At 34.7% G+C, this 20,067-nt stretch carries 17 protein-coding genes; 9 read left to right on the top strand and 8 right to left on the bottom strand.

The features are described 5' to 3' along the window. Positions 1-91: 91 nt before the first annotated feature. From ABZP37_RS17120 to ABZP37_RS17105, 4 genes are read right to left on the bottom strand one after another with little or no spacing between them, the layout of a single operon-like run. A complete protein-coding gene (locus ABZP37_RS17120) occupies positions 92-775 on the bottom strand; it encodes an SDR family oxidoreductase (protein ID WP_366184476.1) in 684 nt (227 codons plus the stop codon). Further along, the gene (locus ABZP37_RS17115) at positions 772-1,050 is read right to left on the bottom strand and encodes a TIGR03643 family protein (protein ID WP_366184474.1); all 279 of its coding nucleotides are present in this window, start codon (positions 1,048-1,050) and stop codon (positions 772-774) included. Before ABZP37_RS17115 ends, ABZP37_RS17120 begins: the two co-directional genes overlap by 4 nt. Beyond that, positions 1,047-2,351 carry an AarF/ABC1/UbiB kinase family protein gene (locus ABZP37_RS17110; RefSeq protein WP_366184472.1) on the bottom strand — a complete coding sequence of 435 codons (1,305 nt, stop codon included), beginning with the start codon at positions 2,349-2,351 and terminating at the stop codon, positions 1,047-1,049. The genes ABZP37_RS17115 and ABZP37_RS17110 overlap by 4 nt, the downstream gene beginning before the upstream one ends. Beyond that, positions 2,351-3,010 carry a TetR family transcriptional regulator C-terminal domain-containing protein gene (locus ABZP37_RS17105; protein WP_366184470.1) on the bottom strand — a complete coding sequence of 220 codons (660 nt, stop codon included), beginning with the start codon at positions 3,008-3,010 and terminating at the stop codon, positions 2,351-2,353. The genes ABZP37_RS17110 and ABZP37_RS17105 overlap by 1 nt, the downstream gene beginning before the upstream one ends. A gap of 213 nt (positions 3,011-3,223) precedes the next feature. Between ABZP37_RS17105 and ABZP37_RS17100 the strand changes: the two genes are divergently transcribed. The 3 genes from ABZP37_RS17100 to ABZP37_RS17090 all read left to right on the top strand — a co-directional run bounded on the left by ABZP37_RS17100 (position 3,224) and on the right by ABZP37_RS17090 (position 5,600). Next, on the top strand, positions 3,224-4,402 hold the full coding sequence (locus ABZP37_RS17100) for an AIR synthase related protein (protein ID WP_366184468.1): 1,179 nt from the start codon (positions 3,224-3,226) through the stop codon (positions 4,400-4,402). A gap of 93 nt (positions 4,403-4,495) precedes the next feature. Beyond that, positions 4,496-4,861 carry a hypothetical protein gene (locus tag ABZP37_RS17095; RefSeq protein WP_366184466.1) on the top strand — a complete coding sequence of 122 codons (366 nt, stop codon included), beginning with the start codon at positions 4,496-4,498 and terminating at the stop codon, positions 4,859-4,861. 298 nt (positions 4,862-5,159) lie between these two features. Beyond that, positions 5,160-5,600 carry a hypothetical protein gene (locus tag ABZP37_RS17090; RefSeq protein WP_366184465.1) on the top strand — a complete coding sequence of 147 codons (441 nt, stop codon included), beginning with the start codon at positions 5,160-5,162 and terminating at the stop codon, positions 5,598-5,600. 160 nt (positions 5,601-5,760) lie between these two features. Here ABZP37_RS17090 and ABZP37_RS17085 read toward each other — a convergent pair whose 3' ends face one another. Beyond that, entirely contained in the window at positions 5,761-6,777 is a 1,017-nt protein-coding gene (locus tag ABZP37_RS17085) for a M28 family peptidase (RefSeq protein ID WP_366184463.1), read from the bottom strand. Between the two features lie 324 nt (positions 6,778-7,101). On the opposite strand from ABZP37_RS17085, the gene rocD reads away from it, so the two are divergent. Continuing rightward, a complete protein-coding gene (gene rocD, locus ABZP37_RS17080; protein WP_366184461.1) occupies positions 7,102-8,388 on the top strand; it encodes an ornithine--oxo-acid transaminase in 1,287 nt (428 codons plus the stop codon). A 521-nt stretch (positions 8,389-8,909) separates the two neighbouring features. Continuing rightward, positions 8,910-9,701, top strand: coding sequence for a uroporphyrinogen-III C-methyltransferase (gene cobA, locus ABZP37_RS17075; protein ID WP_366187557.1), 792 nt, complete (start codon positions 8,910-8,912; stop codon positions 9,699-9,701). Between the two features lie 124 nt (positions 9,702-9,825). Here the strand turns inward: cobA and ABZP37_RS17070 are convergent, their stop codons facing one another. From ABZP37_RS17070 to ABZP37_RS17060, 3 genes are all read right to left on the bottom strand, one after another. Next, positions 9,826-10,374: an acyl-CoA thioesterase gene (locus ABZP37_RS17070; RefSeq protein WP_366184459.1), complete on the bottom strand. Its 549-nt coding sequence runs from the start codon at positions 10,372-10,374 to the stop codon at positions 9,826-9,828. Between the two features lie 15 nt (positions 10,375-10,389). Continuing rightward, on the bottom strand, positions 10,390-11,835 hold the full coding sequence (locus tag ABZP37_RS17065; RefSeq protein ID WP_366184457.1) for a rubredoxin: 1,446 nt from the start codon (positions 11,833-11,835) through the stop codon (positions 10,390-10,392). A gap of 115 nt (positions 11,836-11,950) precedes the next feature. Beyond that, on the bottom strand, positions 11,951-15,466 hold the full coding sequence (locus ABZP37_RS17060; protein WP_366184455.1) for a molybdopterin-dependent oxidoreductase: 3,516 nt from the start codon (positions 15,464-15,466) through the stop codon (positions 11,951-11,953). Positions 15,467-15,632: 166 nt separating this feature from the next. On the opposite strand from ABZP37_RS17060, the gene ABZP37_RS17055 reads away from it, so the two are divergent. The 4 genes from ABZP37_RS17055 (at position 15,633) to ABZP37_RS17040 (ending at position 19,950) form a co-directional block, all read left to right on the top strand. Then, positions 15,633-16,337, top strand: a complete 705-nt coding sequence (locus ABZP37_RS17055) for a Crp/Fnr family transcriptional regulator (protein ID WP_366184453.1) — start codon at positions 15,633-15,635, stop codon at positions 16,335-16,337. Between the two features lie 304 nt (positions 16,338-16,641). Beyond that, a complete protein-coding gene (locus ABZP37_RS17050) occupies positions 16,642-17,874 on the top strand; it encodes a CmpA/NrtA family ABC transporter substrate-binding protein (RefSeq protein WP_366184452.1) in 1,233 nt (410 codons plus the stop codon). A 103-nt stretch (positions 17,875-17,977) separates the two neighbouring features. After that, complete coding sequence (ntrB, locus tag ABZP37_RS17045; RefSeq protein ID WP_366184450.1) at positions 17,978-18,853, top strand: nitrate ABC transporter permease; 876 nt, start codon at positions 17,978-17,980, stop codon at positions 18,851-18,853. Positions 18,854-19,143: 290 nt separating this feature from the next. Next, a complete protein-coding gene (locus ABZP37_RS17040) occupies positions 19,144-19,950 on the top strand; it encodes an ABC transporter ATP-binding protein (protein ID WP_366184449.1) in 807 nt (268 codons plus the stop codon). Positions 19,951-20,067: the final 117 nt, after the last annotated feature.

Raw genomic sequence — 20,067 nt, 5'->3', positions numbered from 1 at the left:
GAATATAAAAAATGCTTGTCAATATTTTTGACAAGCATTTTTTTTGGATTAAATAATTTGTTTTTGTGACTATTGCAATTCGTGGTACATTTTAAATTTTAAAAGAAACTATTCCGTAATCCATTGGGATGATTTGTCCTGACATCGATTGTGCTTGGTCTGAAATCAAGAAGTTGGCCATTGAAGCGACTTCTTCGGTATTCAAATAGCCTTTCATTGGGTGGCGTTCTACCATGTTTTCTTTCATGCGGTCGTTTCTCAAGATGTTTGCGGCCAAGGTTGTGTCTGTAATCGTAGGCGCAATGGCGTTTACTCGAATGGTTGGCGCCAATTCTGCCCCCAATGATTTTACCAATCCCTCGATAGCAGCTTTGGATGCAGCTACACTCGCATGATACGGCATACCAAGTTTTACGGCAACAGTGCTAAATAATAGTATAGAAGGTTTGTTTCCTTTTTTGAGAACGGGTAGATATTTTTGTATTGTTTTGATAGCACCAATAACATTAACTTCAAAATCATGGCGAAAGTCATCTAGACTTAAACCAGTAATGGGTTTTAGATTAATCGTTCCGGGACAATAAATGATACTGTCAATATTTTCGATTTCAGGCAGTTCGTCTTTACTGATGTCCGCAGAAAAATGAGTGAGATTTGTATTTGTAATTTCAGGAGCCGTTCTACTGATGTTTATTACTTTGTTGCTTTGCAACTGCTGTTGTAAAATAGCATTTCCTATTCCTTTGCTACCGCCAATAATTAGGATGTTTTTCATCTTTTTGATATTTTATTTTGGGTGATTGGTCGCTGTCTGTTGCATTTGAATCTTCCTTCGATGAAAGTTCTAAGTTTGGCATGTTTGGTTCTTCTACCTTGAACTCTAGATCGCCAACGTTTAAAGCTAGATGGTTTCAGTTCCTGACGCATGTGATTAATGACTTCTTGTTCATTCAATCCAAATTGCATAAAAATGGCTTCAAAAGTGGTTCGGTCTTCCCAAGCCATTTCAATAATTCGGTCGCTTTCTATTGCGTTTAAAGGCAGATTCATCTTTTTAAATCTTTGTATTGATTGACAATTATATTGGCTTTTAAGTCAAATAGTAAATTGTATAGGCCAAAGAATGTTCGATTCATGTAAATAAAGTGTTTCGAACCTCGGCTTCCATTCATTTTTTTGAGGTTAGTATCTTTAGCAAATCGCTCTCCCAATTGAGCAATTTTTTCAAAAAATATTCCGTCTGAGAAATCAAAAGTTTCTCCTTGAAAAGGTTGGGTGAATAATGATAATAAATCGTAGAACATTTTCGAGAAATATTCTTTTTCTTCCTTTGTATCTTCTGGTTTGATGATTTCGAGTAAAGTAAGTTTAGCTTCGAAAATAAAAGGATCGTTGATTATTTTGGGATCTACCAATTCGAAATAAGGAATATAAAACGATTCAGGAATAATTTTCATACAACCAAAATCAATCGCTATTAATTGATTATTTTTATTAATCAAAAAATTTCCGGGATGTGGGTCAGCATGTACTTTTTTGAGGATATGAAGTTGAAACATATAAAAATCCCAAAGTGCTTGTCCTAATTGATTGGCAATTATAGGGTCGTTATTTTTAAATTCAGACAAATGAACGCCTTCCATCCAATCCATGGTTAAAATTTTATCCGATGAATACTCTGGATAATATTGAGGCATAATTAGGTTGGGAATATGGCTGCAAGCTGCTGCAATCTCTTGACTTTGCTGGAGTTCTAATTCGTAATTTGTTTCTTCGATTAATTTATCCTCAACCTCTTTGAAGTATTTATCAGAATCTTTTCCTTGTAAATTAAACATTCTAATTGCAACGGGTTTTACCATCGCTAAATCAGATGAAATGCTATTGGCAACTCCAGGATATTGAATTTTTACGGCCAATTTTTTACCGTCTTTTGTGGCTTTGTGTACTTGACCAATGCTGGCTGCGTTTACAGAATTAGCATTGAATTCATCAAATATTTCATTTGGATTTTTACCTAAACTATTTTTGAAAGTTTTTAAAACCAAAGGAGCAGAAAGTGGCGGAACAGAAAATTGAGATAACGAGAACTTTTCTACATACGCTTGTGGTAGGAAGTTTTTGTCCATGCTCAACATTTGAGCTACTTTCAAGGCACTTCCTTTCAAATCTTTTAGTCCGTCATAAATATCGGCGGCATTACTTTCGTTCAACTTGTCTTTGGTAAGTTCCGAATTGATGATTTTTTCTCCATAATATTTAATGTAATTCACGCCAACTTTAGCGCCGGTTTGCACTAATTTGGTAGCTCTTTCTATTTTGGATGTGGGAATGTGATCTAGTGTTTTCATTACATTTTTTGTGTTTTTTCTTTAAAAAGAAATTTACCAAAGTCAATCAAACTGTCTATTGGTGCTATGTTTATCAATTCAAAACTCAATTTTACCGACTTTTCGATAAAAATATCTGTTTTTTCAAAAGCGGCTGAATCATCTTCTATCCAGAATTTTAGTGTAAATAAAAACTGAATCCAAGCACTTTCTTGCAATCCCTTCAATTGAATTTTTTGAACTTTTTCTTGCTTTAGCAAATAGTTCTCGTCTAGAATTTCACCTATGTAATTCCTGAAATCGTTGCGCAAGGAAGTTAGTTGTGATAAGTTTTTCAACATGTTTTTATGTTCCTTCAATGTCATTGTTACGTAAGAACGATTCATAGTCAACATTTCGAAAAAAGTAAAGTAAAAACTCAAAAGTTTGTTTTTGGTCTCATATTCTGCATAAGCAGGATCTTTTTCTATTAAAGTAACGGTCTTCGAAAAAAACAAGCCAAAAATAGCTTTGTCAACGGATTCCAAAGTACCAAATTCTTTGTAGAAATCGGCTTCGCTGATATTGTTAGCTTTTGCAAATAAATAAACCGAATCGGGTTTTTTATTGTGTTCCAAAGTGTATTCCATATACATGGAGATGATACTTTCTTTATCTGTTGCGCTATTTTGAGTTGTCATGATTGTGTACTGTTTGAATTATTGAGTAAAGATACAAAAATGTTTAACAGTTTACCGAAAAGGTTAAACAAAAGTTTTGTTAATATTTGTTTTGTTGTATAAATGTAATGGATGTCGGTAAGCTTGCTAAAAGTACAATCAAAAATCTATATTCTTTTATTATCTTTGCGCACGCAAACTAGTTGGTCAAAACCACTTACATAATAACAATCCATGAGTTCAGATACTTCAAAAAGATATGCCCTTCGCGGGGTTTCGGCATCCAAAGAAGATGTGCATAACGCTATAAAAAACATTGATAAAGGATTATTTCCACAAGCATTTTGCAAAATTGTACCTGATTATTTGACTCAGGACGAGGATTATTGCTTGATTATGCATGCCGATGGAGCGGGAACAAAATCCTCTCTAGCGTATATGTATTGGAAAGAAACTGGAGATTTATCTGTTTGGAAAGGGATCGCTCAAGATGCGTTGATTATGAACATTGACGATTTATTGTGCGTGGGAGCAACCGATAATATTTTGCTTTCTTCGACTATTGGTCGAAATAAAAACTTGATTCCTGCCGATGTTATTTCTGCTATCATCAACGGAACGGAGGAATTAATCAAAGAATTGGACTCTTTTGGAGTAACCATTCATTCAACAGGAGGAGAAACGGCCGATGTTGGAGATATTGTTCGTACTATTATTGTCGATTCTACTGTTACAGCGCGCATGCCACGTAGTAAAGTCATTGACAATGCCAATATTAAAGCGGGTGATGTTATTGTAGGTTTGGCTTCATTCGGTCAAGCTTCTTATGAAAAAGGATACAATGGCGGAATGGGGAGTAACGGTTTAACGTCTGCTCGTCATGATGTTTTCGAAAAATATTTGGCTACCAAATACCCAGAAAGTTTTGACGCTGCTGTGCCAAACGATTTAATTTACTCAGGACAAGTAAAATTGACTGATGCTGTTGAGAATTCACCTATCGATGCAGGACAATTGGTGCTTTCGCCAACACGTACCTATGCACCGATTATCAAAACGATTTTAGATAAATACAATTCAGAAGATATTCACGGAATGGTTCACTGTAGTGGTGGAGCGCAAACGAAAATCTTGCATTTCGTGAATAATCTACATATTATAAAAGATAATTTGTTTCCAGTACCACCATTATTTCAATTGATTCAGGAGCAATCCAAAACCGATTGGAAAGAAATGTACCAAGTATTCAACTGTGGTCACCGTATGGAAATATATGTTCCAGAAGCTGTGGCTCAGGATATTATTGCGATATCAAAATCATTCAATGTAGATGCTCAAATCGTAGGTAGAGTAGAAGCAGCTGATGAAAAGAAATTAACCATTACTAGCGAATACGGTACTTTCGAGTATTAGAATATAGATTCTAAGTTTCTAAGTGGCTTAGTTTCTAAGTTATTTAGAGTCTTAGCAACTAAGAACCTTAGTAACTTAGCAACTTAAAAAAAAATGTACGAACTCGTATTTTGGCAATATCAAGAAGAGGTTTACCTCAATCATCAACTGGTTTATGAAGCCTTAATTGAAGAAGAAGCTGCTGAGGGATTAGAAATTCTCCCGGTGCAAGTGATACTTAACCGCATCGCTTCTGTTTTCTCAGACTGGGAAAAAGTAGACGAAAACAGTTGGCAGAACTCTAAAGGTAAAGGTGCTTTTCAAGTAAAAACCACACCAGAAAGTATTTCCATTGACTGCTACGGCACCCAAGGAAAAACGATGGACAAACTAGTAAGTGTCATGGAAGAATTCAAATGTCCATTATTTGATCCTCAAATCCCTGCACGTTACGATGAGTTTTACGAAGACGAAGAGTAGTATTTAGTGTTCAGTAAATAGTTTCAGTCTCTATCATAGTTAAGTTGAATGGTGATTGAGGTTTTTCTAGAACACAGATGTAAGGAATATAGAAATATAAAAAATCAGCGTAAATCCATAGTTAAACACAACTAAATTTGTATTTCCTCTACAAGTGATTCGCCTAAATAAAGACAAAGAAAATCTATGTCTCTATGTGTTAAAAAAAGACACGCAAGATTAAAAAAATAAAATAATTGGTTTAGTTTGTGATTTGAAAAAAATCTAACATTCCAATTCCTAAATACTAAATTAGAAAATGAAAATAAATCTCAAAAGTGGAATAGACAAATTGCTATTCGGGATGAAACAAAAAGACGTAATCGCAGATTATGGTAAACCTAGTAAGGAATATAAAGACGAAGATGACAACTTAATCTTAGTGTACAATACACTTAAAATGCGTTTGACTTTTTACCAAGATGAGGAGTTTAAATTAGGTTATATTGTAGCGTCAAGTCCAAATCTTGAGTTATTTGGTAACAAAATCATCGGCAAAAAAATAGCTGACGTCAAAAAAGACTTGGCTAAAAGTAGCATCATAAAATTCACCCAGGAAGAATTTGATACTTTTGAGAATTACTTCAACGAAGAAAATTGGATTATTTTCCAAACCGAATTTGACGAAGTAGTTAAGTTTGAAATTGGAGCTATCATCAATCAAAAAGATGAATTTGACTGGAAGTTTGGTAAAAAATAAAAATTACTATAAAATGAAAAAGCCGCTAATTGCAGAATTGGCGGTTTTTTTGTTGAATTTTTTGGTGTCAAAAATTTTTTAACCGCAAATTGCACAAATTTCCACAGATCAATTTGTGGAAATTTGTGCAATTTGCGGTTGTTTTTTATTTCATCAAAGTTTATTTTTTGTCAACTACAATTCGGTTTTCTCTATTAGCGAGTTCCCAAGCAAGGACAAAAGCAAGTTGTGTTCTTTTTTTTAAGGCATCAAATTCGATTTTATCAGCGGTATCAGTAGATCTGTGATAATCAGGATGCACCCCATTAAAAAAGAAAACAGATGGGATTCCAAATTTAGCAAAATTGTAGTGGTCGGAACGAGTGTAGTAATTGCTGGGGTCATTATTAGCGGTGTATCTAAAATCCACATCCAGTTTGGTATATTTTTCATTAACTGCTACCAGTATATTGTATAAATCACTCGATAAGCGTTCAGCTCCAATAGCGTAAACATAATTGTTATTTTGGCTGTGATCAGAATCGCGACGTCCAATCATATCAATATTAATGTCGCTCACAGTATTTGCTAATGGGAAAATAGGATTTTCAGAGTAGTATTTAGAGCCTAGTAAACCATGTTCTTCTCCGGTAACATGCAAAAATAAAATAGATCTTTTTGGCCCATTTCCTTCTTTTGCTGCAATTTTAAAAGCTTGAGCAATTTCCAGTAATGCGGCTGTTCCCGTGCCATTGTCATCCGCTCCGTAAAAAACTTGTCCATTCCTAGAACCAACATGATCGTAATGAGCTGAAAGTACAATGATTTCTTCAGGTTTTTCAGTCCCTTTTATAAAGGCACAGATGTTCTCAGAGTCATTTAAATACTGTCCGTTTCTAGCTTTTAAAGATTTAGAGGGGACTTTCTGAGAATAATTTGATAAGCTTTCTGGATATGAAATATCATTCTTTTGGTATTGACTGACTAAATAATTGGCAGCTTTTTTTTGTCCTAAAGAACCTGTTTCTCGGCCTTGCATGGAGTCAGAAGCAATAATGTAAAGATGTTCTTTTAATTCTGCTTCAGTAATAGTATTTAGATATTTGGTAGTATCGGAAGGTATTTTGATTTCAAATACTCTAGTATTGGCACAGGAAAAAGTAAGTAATACGATTAAAATAAGAATGCTTTTTTTCATTTCTCAAATGGTTATATGCGAAGGTGTTTAGTACGTTTATTAGAGGTAATGTAAACTATTAAATAGAATTTAAAACGAAAAGATTGCTTAGGTTAATTTCAATTTGAGATTTGGTGGTATTGTCATTACGAAAATACATTTTATTTTGAGAGTTTGATGCGTAGTTCAATAAAATATCTAAATCTATCTTTTTTCTATGGCTGTGGTTTTAATTCGAATGATCTTAGTTTGTTTCAGAAACGGTCGGTTTTAGGAGTGTTTTAAGTACTTAAGTTAAAAAATAGCGTTATTTTTGCACTTTAGTAGGACTCAAAAAACAACAACATGGAACAAGTACAACAAGAACTTTCTTCAAAATCAACACTTTTAATCAATAAAGAAAATAAGTATGGTGCTCATAATTATCATCCTTTGCCAGTAGTTTTGGATCGAGGAGAAGGAGTGTATGTTTGGGATGTTGATGGAAAAAAATATTTTGATTTCTTATCAGCGTATTCTGCAGTAAATCAAGGGCATTGTCACCCTAAAATTGTTGGTGCAATGATCAAGCAGGCACAAACTTTAACGTTAACTTCTCGTGCGTTTCATAATGACCAGTTAGGCGTTTACGAGGAATATGTAACTAAATATTTTGGTTTTGATAAGGTTTTGCCAATGAATACTGGTGCTGAAGCTGTAGAAACGGCTTTGAAACTATGTAGAAAATGGGCTTATGAAGTAAAAGGTATTGCTGAAAATCAAGCGCAAATTGTGGTTTGTGAAAATAATTTTCACGGAAGAACGACTACAATTATTTCGTTTTCAAATGATGAAGGAGCTCGCAAGAACTTTGGTCCTTTTACAGAAGGATTTATCAAAATTCCTTATGATGATATTGAAGCATTAGAAAAGACTTTAGCGTCTTCAAAAAATATAGCAGGTTTTCTTGTAGAACCTATCCAAGGTGAAGCGGGAGTTTTTGTACCAACAGAAGGATATTTAGCGAAAGCCAAAGCACTTTGTGAAAAGTATAATGTATTGTTTATTGCTGATGAGGTACAAACAGGAATTGCACGTACGGGAAGACTATTAGCAACTTGCGGGAATTGTTCTTGCACAAATGGTTGTGAAAATAAACCAGAGGTAAAACCTGATATTTTAATTTTAGGGAAAGCGATTTCTGGCGGTGTTTATCCAGTCTCTGCGGTTTTGGCTAATGATGCGATTATGAATGTTATCAAGCCAGGGCAACACGGTTCTACTTTTGGTGGAAATCCAGTGGCTGCGGCAGTAGCAATTGCAGCTCTTGAAGTTGTGAAAGATGAAAATCTAGCAGAAAATGCGGAACGTTTAGGGATTATTCTAAGAGATGGGTTAAATAAAATTGCGGAACAGAATTCTTTAATTACTCTAGTTAGAGGAAAAGGATTGCTGAATGCGATTGTAATTGATTGTGATGAAGAGTCGGATTTGGCTTGGAATATCTGTTTGAAATTTAGAGACTATGGTTTGTTGGCTAAGCCAACACATGGAAATAAAATTCGTTTGGCACCACCATTAGTGATCACGGAAGGACAAATAGAAGAATGTTTGGTTATTATAGAAAAAGCAATGAGCGAATTTAAAATATAACATTTGTTTATTTAAAAAAAAAATTCAGTTCTAAAAAAATTAACCATCAATAAATTTAGGTTCATTTAGTTTTAGTAGTCTAAATTTCTTAGTGGTTTATAAAATGAATGGTTCTAGATGAATATAATTTTGAAATAAATCAACTATTGACCCGAGCTTTGCGTGAGGGATAGTCCAGAAGCATCGGGAGAAAAACCCATAAACAAGTGTAGCGATAGCGGAATTTGTTGAGGACTTGAAATGTCCCGAAACGTCGGGAGCCCGACCGATTTTTTTGGCGGTGCAAGCCCAAAATAATGACATTCTGTTGGTGAATTGATTTCGGTTAAAAAGAATTAATTTTTCAGTAGTACGTAAATTTGATTATTTTTTGGTTTTATTACGTATTAATACTTATATTTGCATAAGTATTAATGCGTAAGTATAAAATTGTAATCAAATTTGAAAATAGAATGGCACAATTTTTAAACCAATGGTTAAAAAGAACAAGAGTTATTTTCGAATTATTAAATGAAGATAAAATGAATAAGTCAAAAACACCAAAATTAACGATAGTAGGAGCAGGACCAGGGGATGTAGAGTTAATCACTGTGAAAGCGATTAAAGCGCTTGAGGCTGCAGATGTGGTTTTATATGATGCTTTAGTAAATGAAGACTTATTGCAATATGCCGCTGGTGCTGAAATTGTATTTGTAGGCAAACGTTTGGGTTGTCATGCGTACAGTCAGGATCAGATTAATGAATTGATAGTGGCTTTGGCATATCAACACGGACATGTAGTACGTTTGAAAGGTGGTGATCCTTTTGTTTTTGGACGTGGGAGTGAAGAAATTGAATTTGCTCATGAAAATGGTTTAGAAACAGCAATTGTTCCTGGGATTTCGTCTTCAATGGGAGTTCCTGCTTTGAACGGAATTAGTTTAACGCAACGTAAGGTAGCCGAAAGTTTTTGGGTAATTACAGGTACGACTTCGGACCATAAGTTATCTAAAGATGTTACACTTGCTTCGAAATCCTCGGCTACGGTTGTAATATTAATGGGAATGCATAAACTAAGCGAAATAGTAGCAGTTTATCAAGCGAATAGAACGGATGATTTGCCTATTGGAATTATTCAAAACGGTACGAGAGCCGATCAAAAGAAAGTGATTGGAGCAATTAGTACCATAGCTGAATTGGTTAAAGATCAGGGGATTTCGTCACCAGCGATTATCGTTATTGGTGAGGTAGTTGGGAATATTTCTAAATTGACAGAGTATTTAGAAGATGAAAATATAGAGGATGAATTTGTATATCAAAATTTGAGTTTTTAGCCTCAAGTCATGTCATGTTATAATATAGTAGAAAAACAGCTTTTAGAGCTGTTTTTTTGTGTTTAAAACAAAAAATAATCCCGTTTGTTAGAACGGGATTGTTGTATTTGATAAATCTAAATTGCTATTGCAATTCAACTTTGATCTTGTACTTATTTGAATTTATAATGGTATCAATAGAACTAAAGGTTGCAATACTTTTTTGTTCTTCTCTGAGACGTTTCATTTCAATTTGACGCAAACCGTGTTGAAAACGACTGACTTCTTTAAGTGTAGTAAGAATTAATCCGGGTACATGTGCAGTTTTCCCATCCTTGTCTTTAGAAACCATGGTGAAATAGGAAGAATTACAATGTTTGATTACGCCTGTTTGAATGTTTTCGGCTTCTACTCGAATACCCACAATCATAGAGCTATTACCTACATAATTTACACTAGCTTTCATAGTTACTAATTCCCCAACTTCAATTGGCATCAGGAAGTTTACCGTGTCTACAGAGGCAGTTACACAATAATTCCCAGAAAACTTAGAAGCACAAGCGAAGGCAATTTGATCCATTAGTGACAAAATATATCCCCCGTGAATTTTTCCACTAAAGTTAGTATGGGAAGGAAGCATTAATTCTGAAATGGTAATATGCGATGAGCTTACTGTTTTAAAAGTTGTATTCATGTATTCGTTCTTAGATTATTGTATTTCTTGTTTTTCAGATGTCAAAGCTATGAAATTATTTTTTGGTGCTTCACAGAGCGAACAGCAATAGTCTTCGGGAATGTTTTTAAATAAAGTTCCTTTGGCTATTTCTTGACTAATGTCACCATATTCTGAATTGTAAATAGTCAGGCACTCTTGGCATTGATATACATCTTGAATTTTATTTTCTTTTTTGATAACAGTAGATTCGTTATTTGTTTCTACAATTGAGTCTCCTAATTGGTTGAAATATTTTCGGCTTAATTCAATTAAGATATTGGGTAATTCTAATTTATCCACATCTTGTGCGTGAACAATGTATTCACGACTATTGGGGTCGAAATTTTTAGCATGTAGGACGTTAAAAGTATCTCTGATTTTTATCGATTCTAAATCCTTTGGCAATTCATTTTTTTCTACAACGATAGAGGTAAAGTAATGTCCGTCACGATTGTAGTCTGAAATTCCAAATGTCAAGCCATAAGTACTAATATCGAATTGATCCAAAGTTCTTACTAAGAATGTTTTTAGATTCAAAGCCCATTCGGTCGCCACAGGTAAATGCCAGTTCAGTTCCAATAAAGAGTGGCGGACGTTGATACCGTTTTGGCCAAGGAACTTCTCCCATTCTAATTTTTTATCTTTAGGAATTCCTTTTATGATAAATGATTTCCATGGCGTGATACATATTTTACCAATTTTACATTCAAAACATAAATCGCACATTTCTTTCAAGAACTGCAAATCATAAAGGTTATTTCTCCAGTACAATCCTAGCCAGTATTGGTCAATACCCATTCTATTCATTCCTTCATAATATGGGAAAGGATAAAAAGGGACATTCAAGGGCTTGTCAATAGTTCTATTATTAGTGTCTAAAGCTTCACTAACCAAACTGAAAATCATATCGATTCCACAGGATTCTTCCCGTACGATTTTTTCAATTTCATAATAAATTTCAGCAATATCCCAGCTGTAAATTAATACAGGATATACTTCCATGCGTTCCCATTTAGGCAAACGAATGTATAAGTACCAATAATCTTCATGCTCAGAGGCAATGAAGTTAACGTGTCCTGTAAATAATGGTACGAGCTGTTGTTTTGGATCGGTGATATTAACTTTTAAATCAGGTTGACTTTTGAATTGCTCCAAAACATAAAGAAACTTATTTCCAGTTAACCAAGGTGTATTTCTAAGTACATCGGTTGAAACATAAGAGGAGACAATGTTGTTACCACTATGTTCATCAGGAAATACAAAATGGTGCTTTCCATTGTTGTCTTTGTCTATATTTTGAAATCCTTGCGGGAATATAATATCTTGTCTAGAACCAAATGAAATTGTTTCTAGACCTTGATCTAAAGCCATGTTGACAATCTCTCTCAATTCTCCGGGAGATAATACGCCTCCTTTTACTATCAATCGTGTTAATTCCATTTTATTTCTCGTTTACAATGTTCGGTTTATAGTTTAAAAAGAGTAGTTAGAACCTAATTAGATATTAGATTTTTAATTTTCCACAAAGGAAAACTGACTACTGAACACTAATTTTTTATTTACATTTAGCCAATAGCTCTTTTACCTCCGTTTTACAACTTCCACAACCTAGACCTGCTCCTGTGGTTTTGCACAGTTCTGTGAAATTAGTACATCCAGTTTTGATCGCTTCTTCAATATTTCCGCTTCCTACTTGACTACAAGAACAAACTAATTTACCGATTACGGGTTTGGCTTGTGAACCGCTACCGCGTAAAAGCATGTCTCTTTTGTCAGACAATTCTATTTTGCTTTCAATCATCGTTTTGAATTCAGCAAATTCGTTTTTATCTCCCATCAAAATAGCACCAACGAGCAAATCGTTTTTAACGATACACTTCTTGTAATAGCGTTTTTTCAAATCAGAGAAAACAATCTCCTCGTAGGAATCATCATTTTCAGGAACTTCAATTTCTCCAATACTACATAGGTTAATATCTTCCAGTTTTAAAATATTCATCAAAACAGAACCTTTGTAATAACTACTGATATCACCTCCAATAAAATTAGCTAAAATATCAGCTTGTTCCTCAGCTGCTGAGGTAATTCCAAATAATTGACCGTTAAACTCAGCGATTTCACCAATAGCAAAAATATTAGGTTGAGAGGATTGTAAATATTGATTTACTTTCACTCCACGTCCGCATGCAATACCCGTTTCTTTAGCGATTTCGATATTCGGAATAGTTCCAATGGTGTAAACAATGGCGTTTGCTGTTAGGATTCGTCCACTTTTAAGTCCAATTTCAATTTCGTTAGGATTATCTGTTTCAAAAACAGTGCTTACCTCATTATCAAAGTAAATTTGGATATCTCTAATTTGAACTTCTTCGGCTAATAATTTACTGGAAATACGGTCTAATTGACGCTCCATCAATCGAGAAGCTCGTTGGATAATCGTGATTTTTACTTTTTTATGTTTTAAAGCCGCGGCTAATTCAAGACCTAATAATCCACCACCTACAATAACAACATGTTGCTCTTGTACGGGCAATTTTGTGCCGTCTAGGTAATTCTTTAATCGGTCAGCATCTTCTTTTTTTCTAATGGTAAAGCGTCCTGGTAAATGAAGTTGTGCATTTTCGGGAACAAATGGTCTACTTCCAGTAGCTAAGATTAGGGAATCAAAGTTGTGGGTGTTTCCATCACTATCTGTAATTATATTTTCGTTTTTGTTGATGTTTTCAATAGCAACACCCGATTTCATCGTAATATTTAGTTTGCTTAACGAGTCTGCTTTTATTTTTTGTAAACTGTCCCAAGAAAGTTCATCTGTTACATATTCGGGTAATAATACACGGTTGTAAAAAGGGTTTTCTTCATTAGAGAAAACAATAATTTCATCCCGAGTATTAATTTCACGGTAGTTTTGTATGAATCTAAAAGCGGCTGCTCCAGCTCCTACAACAGCTATTTTCTGAAATGGTTTTTCGTACTTAGTAACGGAAACCGTAGTAAATTTAAAATCAGGTTCTTTTGAAATGGGGTCAACAACCGTATTGGTTAAGTTGTTGGTTCTATTCAAATCGTTTTCCAATTGTTTCCCCCAATGCATCGGTAAGAAAACAACTCCTTCTTTGATGGAATCTGAAACCTTAGCTTTGACACGTACTTCACCATTTTTACTTAGAACAACAGCAATGTCTCCATCATTTATTCCTGTTTTAAAGGCATCAATAGGATTAATTTCAAGCATCGGACTCGGAATGTGTGACAGTAATCGAGATACTTTTCCAGTCTTGGTCATCGTATGCCATTGGTCTCTAATACGCCCCGTTGTTAAGATAAAAGGATATTTATCATTTGGTTGTTCGGAGGTGTTTTCAATAGAAACAGGCAAGTTGAAGATGGCCTTTTGCGAAGGCGTATAAAACTTTTTATCGGTAAATAAACGGGGAGTTCCAGGGTGTCCATAATCAGGAACAGGCCATTGAAACGTACCTTCGTTTTTCAAACGAGTATAATTTAAAAAGGAAATATCAATTTTTGTGTTTTTGGTTAGTGCACAGTATTCTTTATAAACTTCTTCGGTAGAATTAAAGTTGAAACCGCTGAAATTCATTTTTTTAGCAAAACGAGTTATGATTTCAACATCCGAAAGTGCTTCACCAGGCGCATTAATCCCTTTTGGTAAATAGGAAATACGTCTTTCTGAATTGGTCATCGTTCCTTCTTTTTCCAGCCATCCTGCTGCGGGAAGTAGTAAATCGGCAAATTTTGCGGTATCCGATTTATGTGAGATTTCTTGAACCACTACAAATTTTGCATTGGCTAAAGCTTTTTCGACTCTACGTGCGTCAGGCATACTCACTAGTGGATTGGTACAAATAATCCAAATCGCTTTCATTTTACCAGATTCTAAGGCATCAAACATTTCGGTAGCCGTCAATCCTGGTTTTTCAGAAATAGAATCTACTCCCCAAAAATCAGCTACTTCTTGACGATGCTCTGGATTGGCTAGTTCTTTATGAACCGCTAATAAATTTGCCATTCCACCTACTTCACGTCCACCCATTGCATTGGGTTGTCCTGTTAGTGAAAAAGGTCCAGAACCAGGTTTTCCAACATGTCCTGTTAATAAGGACAGATTTAATAAGGCAGTATTTTTATCTACTCCAATAGCACTTTGGTTCAATCCCATTGCCCATAATGACAAGAATCCTTTGGCTTTGGCGATGATATCTGCCGCTTGTTTAATTTCACTTATCGGAATCCCACATACTTGAGATGCTTTTTCCAAAGAAGTATTGACAATTAATTCTTTGTAAGCCTGATAGTTTTCGGTATGATTTTTTATAAAATCATTATCGATGTACCCTTTGTCAATCAAGCATTTTGCAATGGCATGATACAAATAAATATCAGTACCTGGAAGAATCTGCAAATGCAGGTCGGCAGTAAGTGCCGAATCCGTTTTTCTAGGATCAACAACAATAATTTTTGTTTTTGGATTTTTCTCTTTGTGTTGTTCAATTCTTCTAAACAGAATTGGGTGGCAATAAGCAGGATTGGCTCCTGTTATCAAGAATGTATCTGCCAATTCAATATCATCATAAGATATTGGCACAGAATCTTCTCCAAAAGTCTTTTTGTAACCTACAACTGCCGAACTCATACAAAGTCTGGAGTTGGTATCTATATTGTTGGTTTTCAAGAAACCTTTAACTAATTTGTTTACCAAATAATATTCTTCAGTCAAACATTGTCCAGATATATAAAAACCTACGCTATCAGGTCCATGTTTTTTGATGATTGAAGAAAATACCGCTGCTGCACGATCAAGTGCATCGTCCCAACTCACACGTTCTTTAGGGTGTGATTTACTCCATCTCATTTCGGGATATAGTATTCGGTCTGAAGTGTCATTAGCAACATAGTGCAGATTCATTCCTTTAGAACAAAGCATACCTCTATTTACTGGGTGGTCTTTATCTCCTTTTACGCTTACTCCATTTTTAGAATCATTGGTTACAATTATTCCACATCCTACACCACAATAGGAACAAGTCGTTTTTATTTCTGAATTTTGCATTGCTGAACTACTTTTTTGTTACTAAAACTAGGTCTTAATTAATTTCTAGGGTGTAAAAATACGTATTTTTACGTATAACTACGTAATAGAGATGATTTTTTTTATATTTTTGGGAAAAATTAATATTAAGTACCTATTTACATTATTATCGTTTAATATTTCGATTATGAAAGAAGATTTAGCAATTTGTAGTACTTGTGTAAATGAAAATTGTTTTATAAAAAAACATGTTCATTTAGAACAAATAAAGCAATTTATAGATAGAAAAAATAGTTTTCTGTGTAAAAAAAACCAGCAATTTATCATAGAAGGCGCACCAATTCAAGGGTTGTATTTTGTATATAAAGGAAAAGTTAAGACAATAAAAACGGGTATAAATGGTAGAGAGCAAATTGTGCGCTTTACAAAAGATGGTGAAACGGTAGGTTTTAGAGGATTTGGAACTAGTAAACGTTACTTTATAGGTGCCTATGCACTTGAGGATACTGTTCTTTGTAACTTCGGCAATGATGATATGCTAGAGATGCTGCACGCTATTCCTGAACTTACCTTTGATTTAATGTTGTTTTATGCAGATGAATTGAATAAGAGTGAAAACAATATTCGAAAAATTGCTCATATGAATGTGCGGGAGCGGGTAATAGATACACTATTATATATTTATCGAAAATTTGGACAAGAAAACGATTTAATCCAAATTGATTTATCTCGAAAAGAAATTGCTGATTTTGCAGGAACTACCGAGGAGCAGGTCATTAGGGTGGTGTCAAGTTTAAAGAAAGAAGGTTTAATAAACACAGTTGGAAAACGGATTGGTTTGATTCAGGTAGAAAAGCTACGGTCAGAAATTAAGGAACATAAGTATTTTTGATTTTTTTTTAATTCTTTAAAGAGGTTTTATAGATTTTAAGTCTGTAAAGCCTCTTTTTTTTTGTCTTTTTTAATAGTTAGTTTTCGATTTTTATTAAATATACGTACTTGTAACTAAGTGTTTTATTTTGATAAGTATAGTAAACACGGTGCTTTGTTGCGGTTTTCTGCTATTTAGCAGTTTTTAATCTTTCATTTTCACGTTATTTTTTGTCGAAAAAAGTTGTTTATGATTGTTTTTTAGATAGAGTATACGTATTAGTACTTATGTAGATTTGCTCCATACTAAAATTAAAATCATAGCAATGAAAAATTCAATTCAAAAATCAACAAGTAGTTTATCAAAAGTAATGTTGGCAGCGGTAGTAACCCTATTTTCATTCTCGGCAATGTCAGTGTACGCTCAAGGTGAGCCAATAAAATTAGGTTTCATTCCCTTGACAGACTGTTCTCCAATTGTAATGGCCAAAGAGCTTGGTTTATTCAAAAAATATGGAGTAGAGGTAATCGTAACCAAAGAATCTTCATGGGCCAATGTTCGTGACAAAATATTAACAGGAGAGCTAGACGGAGCGCACTGTTTGTATTCTATGCCGTTCTCGGTATACACTGGTGTAGGAGGAAAAGCAGGATCAGAAATGAAAATTGCCATGATGCTAAACGTAAACGGACAAGCGATTTCTTTATCAAACGATTTCTGCGGAAAAGTAGGTTTCAAACAAATGAACAAAGTGGCTCCAGTAGTGGCAGCCAAATTAAAAGAAGAGAAAGAAGTGACTTTTGCTATGACTTTCCCTGGCGGAACACATGATTTATGGTTGCGTAACTGGTTAGCAATTGCAGGTGTAAGTCAAAAAACATCAAAAATCATCACGATTCCACCTCCACAAATGGTGGCTAATATGAAAGTGGGCAACATGGATGGGTTTTGCGTAGGAGAGCCATGGGGTGGAGTAGCTGTAAAACAAGGAATTGGTTTTACACAAATTGCTTCTCAAGATATCTGGAAAGATCATCCTGAAAAAGCTTTAGTAGTAAACAAAGATGTTCCAGTAAAACGCAAAGAAGATCTTAAAAAAGTCATGAAAGCAGTAATGGAAGCTTGTATCTGGTTGGATGTTCCTGCCAATCGTAAAAAAGCAGCGTCAATCATAGGTAGAGCTCCTTATGTAAATGCTCCTGCAGAAGTTATTGAAAACAGATTAATGGGTGATTATGACTTAGGCTGTAGCTTAGGATCCAAAATGTATGCCACAGATTATATGTTGTTTCACAAAGGTGGTGCTGTAAACTTTCCTAGAAAATCACACGCTATCTGGGCAATGGCACAGTTTGTACGATTTGGTTATTTGACTGCAAGTCCAAACTACAAAGCGATTGCAGATAAATTAATTCTTACCGATTTGTACAAAGAAGTTGCTGCTAGTATGAAGGTAAAAGTTCCTGCAGATGATATGAAACCGTTTTCATTAACGATGGATAAAACTGTTTTTGATCCTGCTAATCCCGCAGCATACTTAAAAGTGGTGAAAAGATAAGCAAGTAAATATTCGATAATCCCTCAAATCTAGAGAGGGATTATCAAATAATATCATTCCATCAGTTGCATAAACAAAACATTAAACTAAAAAATATACAATCATGTCAAACACAACCTTAACACTAGAAACACTTGGAGAAGCGAAGTCAACTATGACTCCCTCTCAAAATAAAACTACCAAGAAATTCAACCTTTTTGGTGCGAAATTTTTAGAAAGCACAAAATCAATCTCTTTTGCAGCAATAGGTCTAATAATCGTTGGAGGATTTTGGGAATTATTAAGCAGCATAACCAAAGACGCATTACCAGGGCCAATTCCAACATTAACCGTTTTATACGAAATGGTTAGCGATCCGTTTTACGATTATGGACCCAACGATAAAGGAATCGGTCTGCAATTATTCAACTCTATCAAAACCGTATTATTAGGTTTCTTTTTAGGGTCACTAGTCGCTATTCCAATCGGAATATTGATGGGCGCTAGCACAATAGCCAAACAAATTTTCTACCCAATCGTACAATTGTTAAAACCAGTTTCGCCATTAGCGTGGTTCCCAATTGGGTTAGTAGTTTTCAAAGATACAGGACTTGCAACCATATTCATCGTGTTCATCACTTCGTTGTGGTCGACATTAATTAATACCTCATTCGGAATCAAATCGTTGCCACAAGACCATAAAAATGTGGCCAAAGCATTCGGATTTTCAAAAATGAGATATTTGACCAAAATCTTAATTCCGTTTAGTTTACCACATATCATCACAGGTTTACGTTTGTCAATTAGTGTAGCATGGTTGGTAATCGTTGCGGGCGAAATGCTTTCAGGAGGCGCTGGAATCGGATTCTTTGTTTGGGACAGTTGGAATGCTTTAAGTCTTGAAAAAGTAATATCAGCCATCATAATCATCGGTGTCGTAGGATTGCTTTTCGACAAATTATTTACTTATATCGAAAACAAAGTAGCTTACAAAGCGTAGAATATTTTAGATTTTTGAGTAACGAATAACGATTTTAGATTTTGTTAGAATCAAGAATTTATAAATAGAAGTAGATTTTAAAAGGTCTAGTCCTTCACAAATCGTTAATCACAAATCTTATTTTTCTTTGGGCGTGCCCCTACGGGTCGTGCTGTCTGTTCCCGCTTTTTTTGAGCCAAGAAAAATGGCTCAAAAAAGAGCTCCACTTCCATCACTCACGCAAAACCTACCAATTACCAATTCTCATTTCCATCACCAATTTTATATATAAATTCTTAAATCATACGATCATGAGTTATTTAGAAATCAAAAACCTAGAAATATCATTCCCAACTCCAAAAGGAAAATATACAGCCGTAAAAGATATTAATTTATCCATTCAAAAAGGCGAAATCATATCCATCATCGGCCATTCAGGTTGCGGGAAATCAACTATCCTAAATGCAATCGCAGGAATGCTTACACCGTCTCAAGGATCTGTAGTGCTGGACAATCAAAGCATCAAAGGACCAGGTCCAGATCGCGGAATCGTTTTTCAAAACTATTCTTTATTACCTTGGTTATCCGTTTACCAAAACATTTTTCAAGTAGTAGATTCTGTAATGAAATGTTCTACCGAAGAAAAAAAAGCTATTGTAGATAACAATCTAAAAATGGTCAACTTATTCGAACACAAAGACAAACTACCAGGACAACTATCGGGCGGAATGAAACAGAGAGTAGCCATCGCTCGTGCTTTTGCTATCAATCCAGGAGTGTTATTAATGGACGAGCCGTTTGGGGCTTTGGATGCTTTGACCAAAGGATCGATGCAACTTGAAGTGTTGAAACTTTGGAACTTAGACAATCGCGAAAAAACCATTATCATGATAACCCATGATATCGAAGAAGCTTTGTTCTTGTCTGACCGAATTGTGGTACTAAACAATGGACCGTCATCCACCATTCGTGAGATTGTAGAAGTGCATTTGCCAAGACCTAGAAATAAAATCGAAATCGTAAAAATGCCTGAGTACATCGAACTTAGAGATAAATTATTACACCTATTAACCGATAAGTTTTCTATCGAAGACATGGGAATGAAGTATAAAAATTAGTTTAATTTGTTTTGTTTGTTTCCAAATCCCTATCGCACTAGAACGATAGGGGTTTTTTGCTTTTTCGCCAGTTTTAACTTGTCAAAAAACAACTTTCTTATAGTTTTTATGCGGGAG

The organism is Flavobacterium ovatum (assembly GCF_040703125.1).
GTDB lineage: Bacteria > Bacteroidota > Bacteroidia > Flavobacteriales > Flavobacteriaceae > Flavobacterium > Flavobacterium ovatum.
The sequence above is the reverse complement of the archived record's forward strand: the minus strand, read 5'-3'. Positions and strand labels throughout refer to the sequence as shown.

Bases quoted from the DNA above. Each gene is read 5' to 3' on its own strand.
- ABZP37_RS17060 (WP_366184455.1), bottom strand. From the start codon at position 15,466: ATGCAAAATTCAGAAATAAAAACGACTTGTTCCTATTGTGGTGTAGGA.
- ABZP37_RS17095 (WP_366184466.1), top strand. From the start codon at position 4,496: ATGTACGAACTCGTATTTTGGCAATATCAAGAAGAGGTTTACCTCAAT.
- ABZP37_RS17105 (WP_366184470.1), bottom strand. From the start codon at position 3,010: ATGACAACTCAAAATAGCGCAACAGATAAAGAAAGTATCATCTCCATG.
- ABZP37_RS17040 (WP_366184449.1), top strand. From the start codon at position 19,144: ATGAGTTATTTAGAAATCAAAAACCTAGAAATATCATTCCCAACTCCA.
- ABZP37_RS17070 (WP_366184459.1), bottom strand. From the start codon at position 10,374: ATGAATACAACTTTTAAAACAGTAAGCTCATCGCATATTACCATTTCA.
- ABZP37_RS17065 (WP_366184457.1), bottom strand. From the start codon at position 11,835: ATGGAATTAACACGATTGATAGTAAAAGGAGGCGTATTATCTCCCGGA.
- ABZP37_RS17100 (WP_366184468.1), top strand. From the start codon at position 3,224: ATGAGTTCAGATACTTCAAAAAGATATGCCCTTCGCGGGGTTTCGGCA.
- rocD (WP_366184461.1), top strand. From the start codon at position 7,102: ATGGAACAAGTACAACAAGAACTTTCTTCAAAATCAACACTTTTAATC.
- ntrB (WP_366184450.1), top strand. From the start codon at position 17,978: ATGTCAAACACAACCTTAACACTAGAAACACTTGGAGAAGCGAAGTCA.
- ABZP37_RS17090 (WP_366184465.1), top strand. From the start codon at position 5,160: ATGAAAATAAATCTCAAAAGTGGAATAGACAAATTGCTATTCGGGATG.
- ABZP37_RS17115 (WP_366184474.1), bottom strand. From the start codon at position 1,050: ATGAATCTGCCTTTAAACGCAATAGAAAGCGACCGAATTATTGAAATG.
- ABZP37_RS17110 (WP_366184472.1), bottom strand. From the start codon at position 2,351: ATGAAAACACTAGATCACATTCCCACATCCAAAATAGAAAGAGCTACC.
- ABZP37_RS17055 (WP_366184453.1), top strand. From the start codon at position 15,633: ATGAAAGAAGATTTAGCAATTTGTAGTACTTGTGTAAATGAAAATTGT.
- ABZP37_RS17085 (WP_366184463.1), bottom strand. From the start codon at position 6,777: ATGAAAAAAAGCATTCTTATTTTAATCGTATTACTTACTTTTTCCTGT.
- cobA (WP_366187557.1), top strand. From the start codon at position 8,910: ATGAATAAGTCAAAAACACCAAAATTAACGATAGTAGGAGCAGGACCA.
- ABZP37_RS17050 (WP_366184452.1), top strand. From the start codon at position 16,642: ATGAAAAATTCAATTCAAAAATCAACAAGTAGTTTATCAAAAGTAATG.
- ABZP37_RS17120 (WP_366184476.1), bottom strand. From the start codon at position 775: ATGAAAAACATCCTAATTATTGGCGGTAGCAAAGGAATAGGAAATGCT.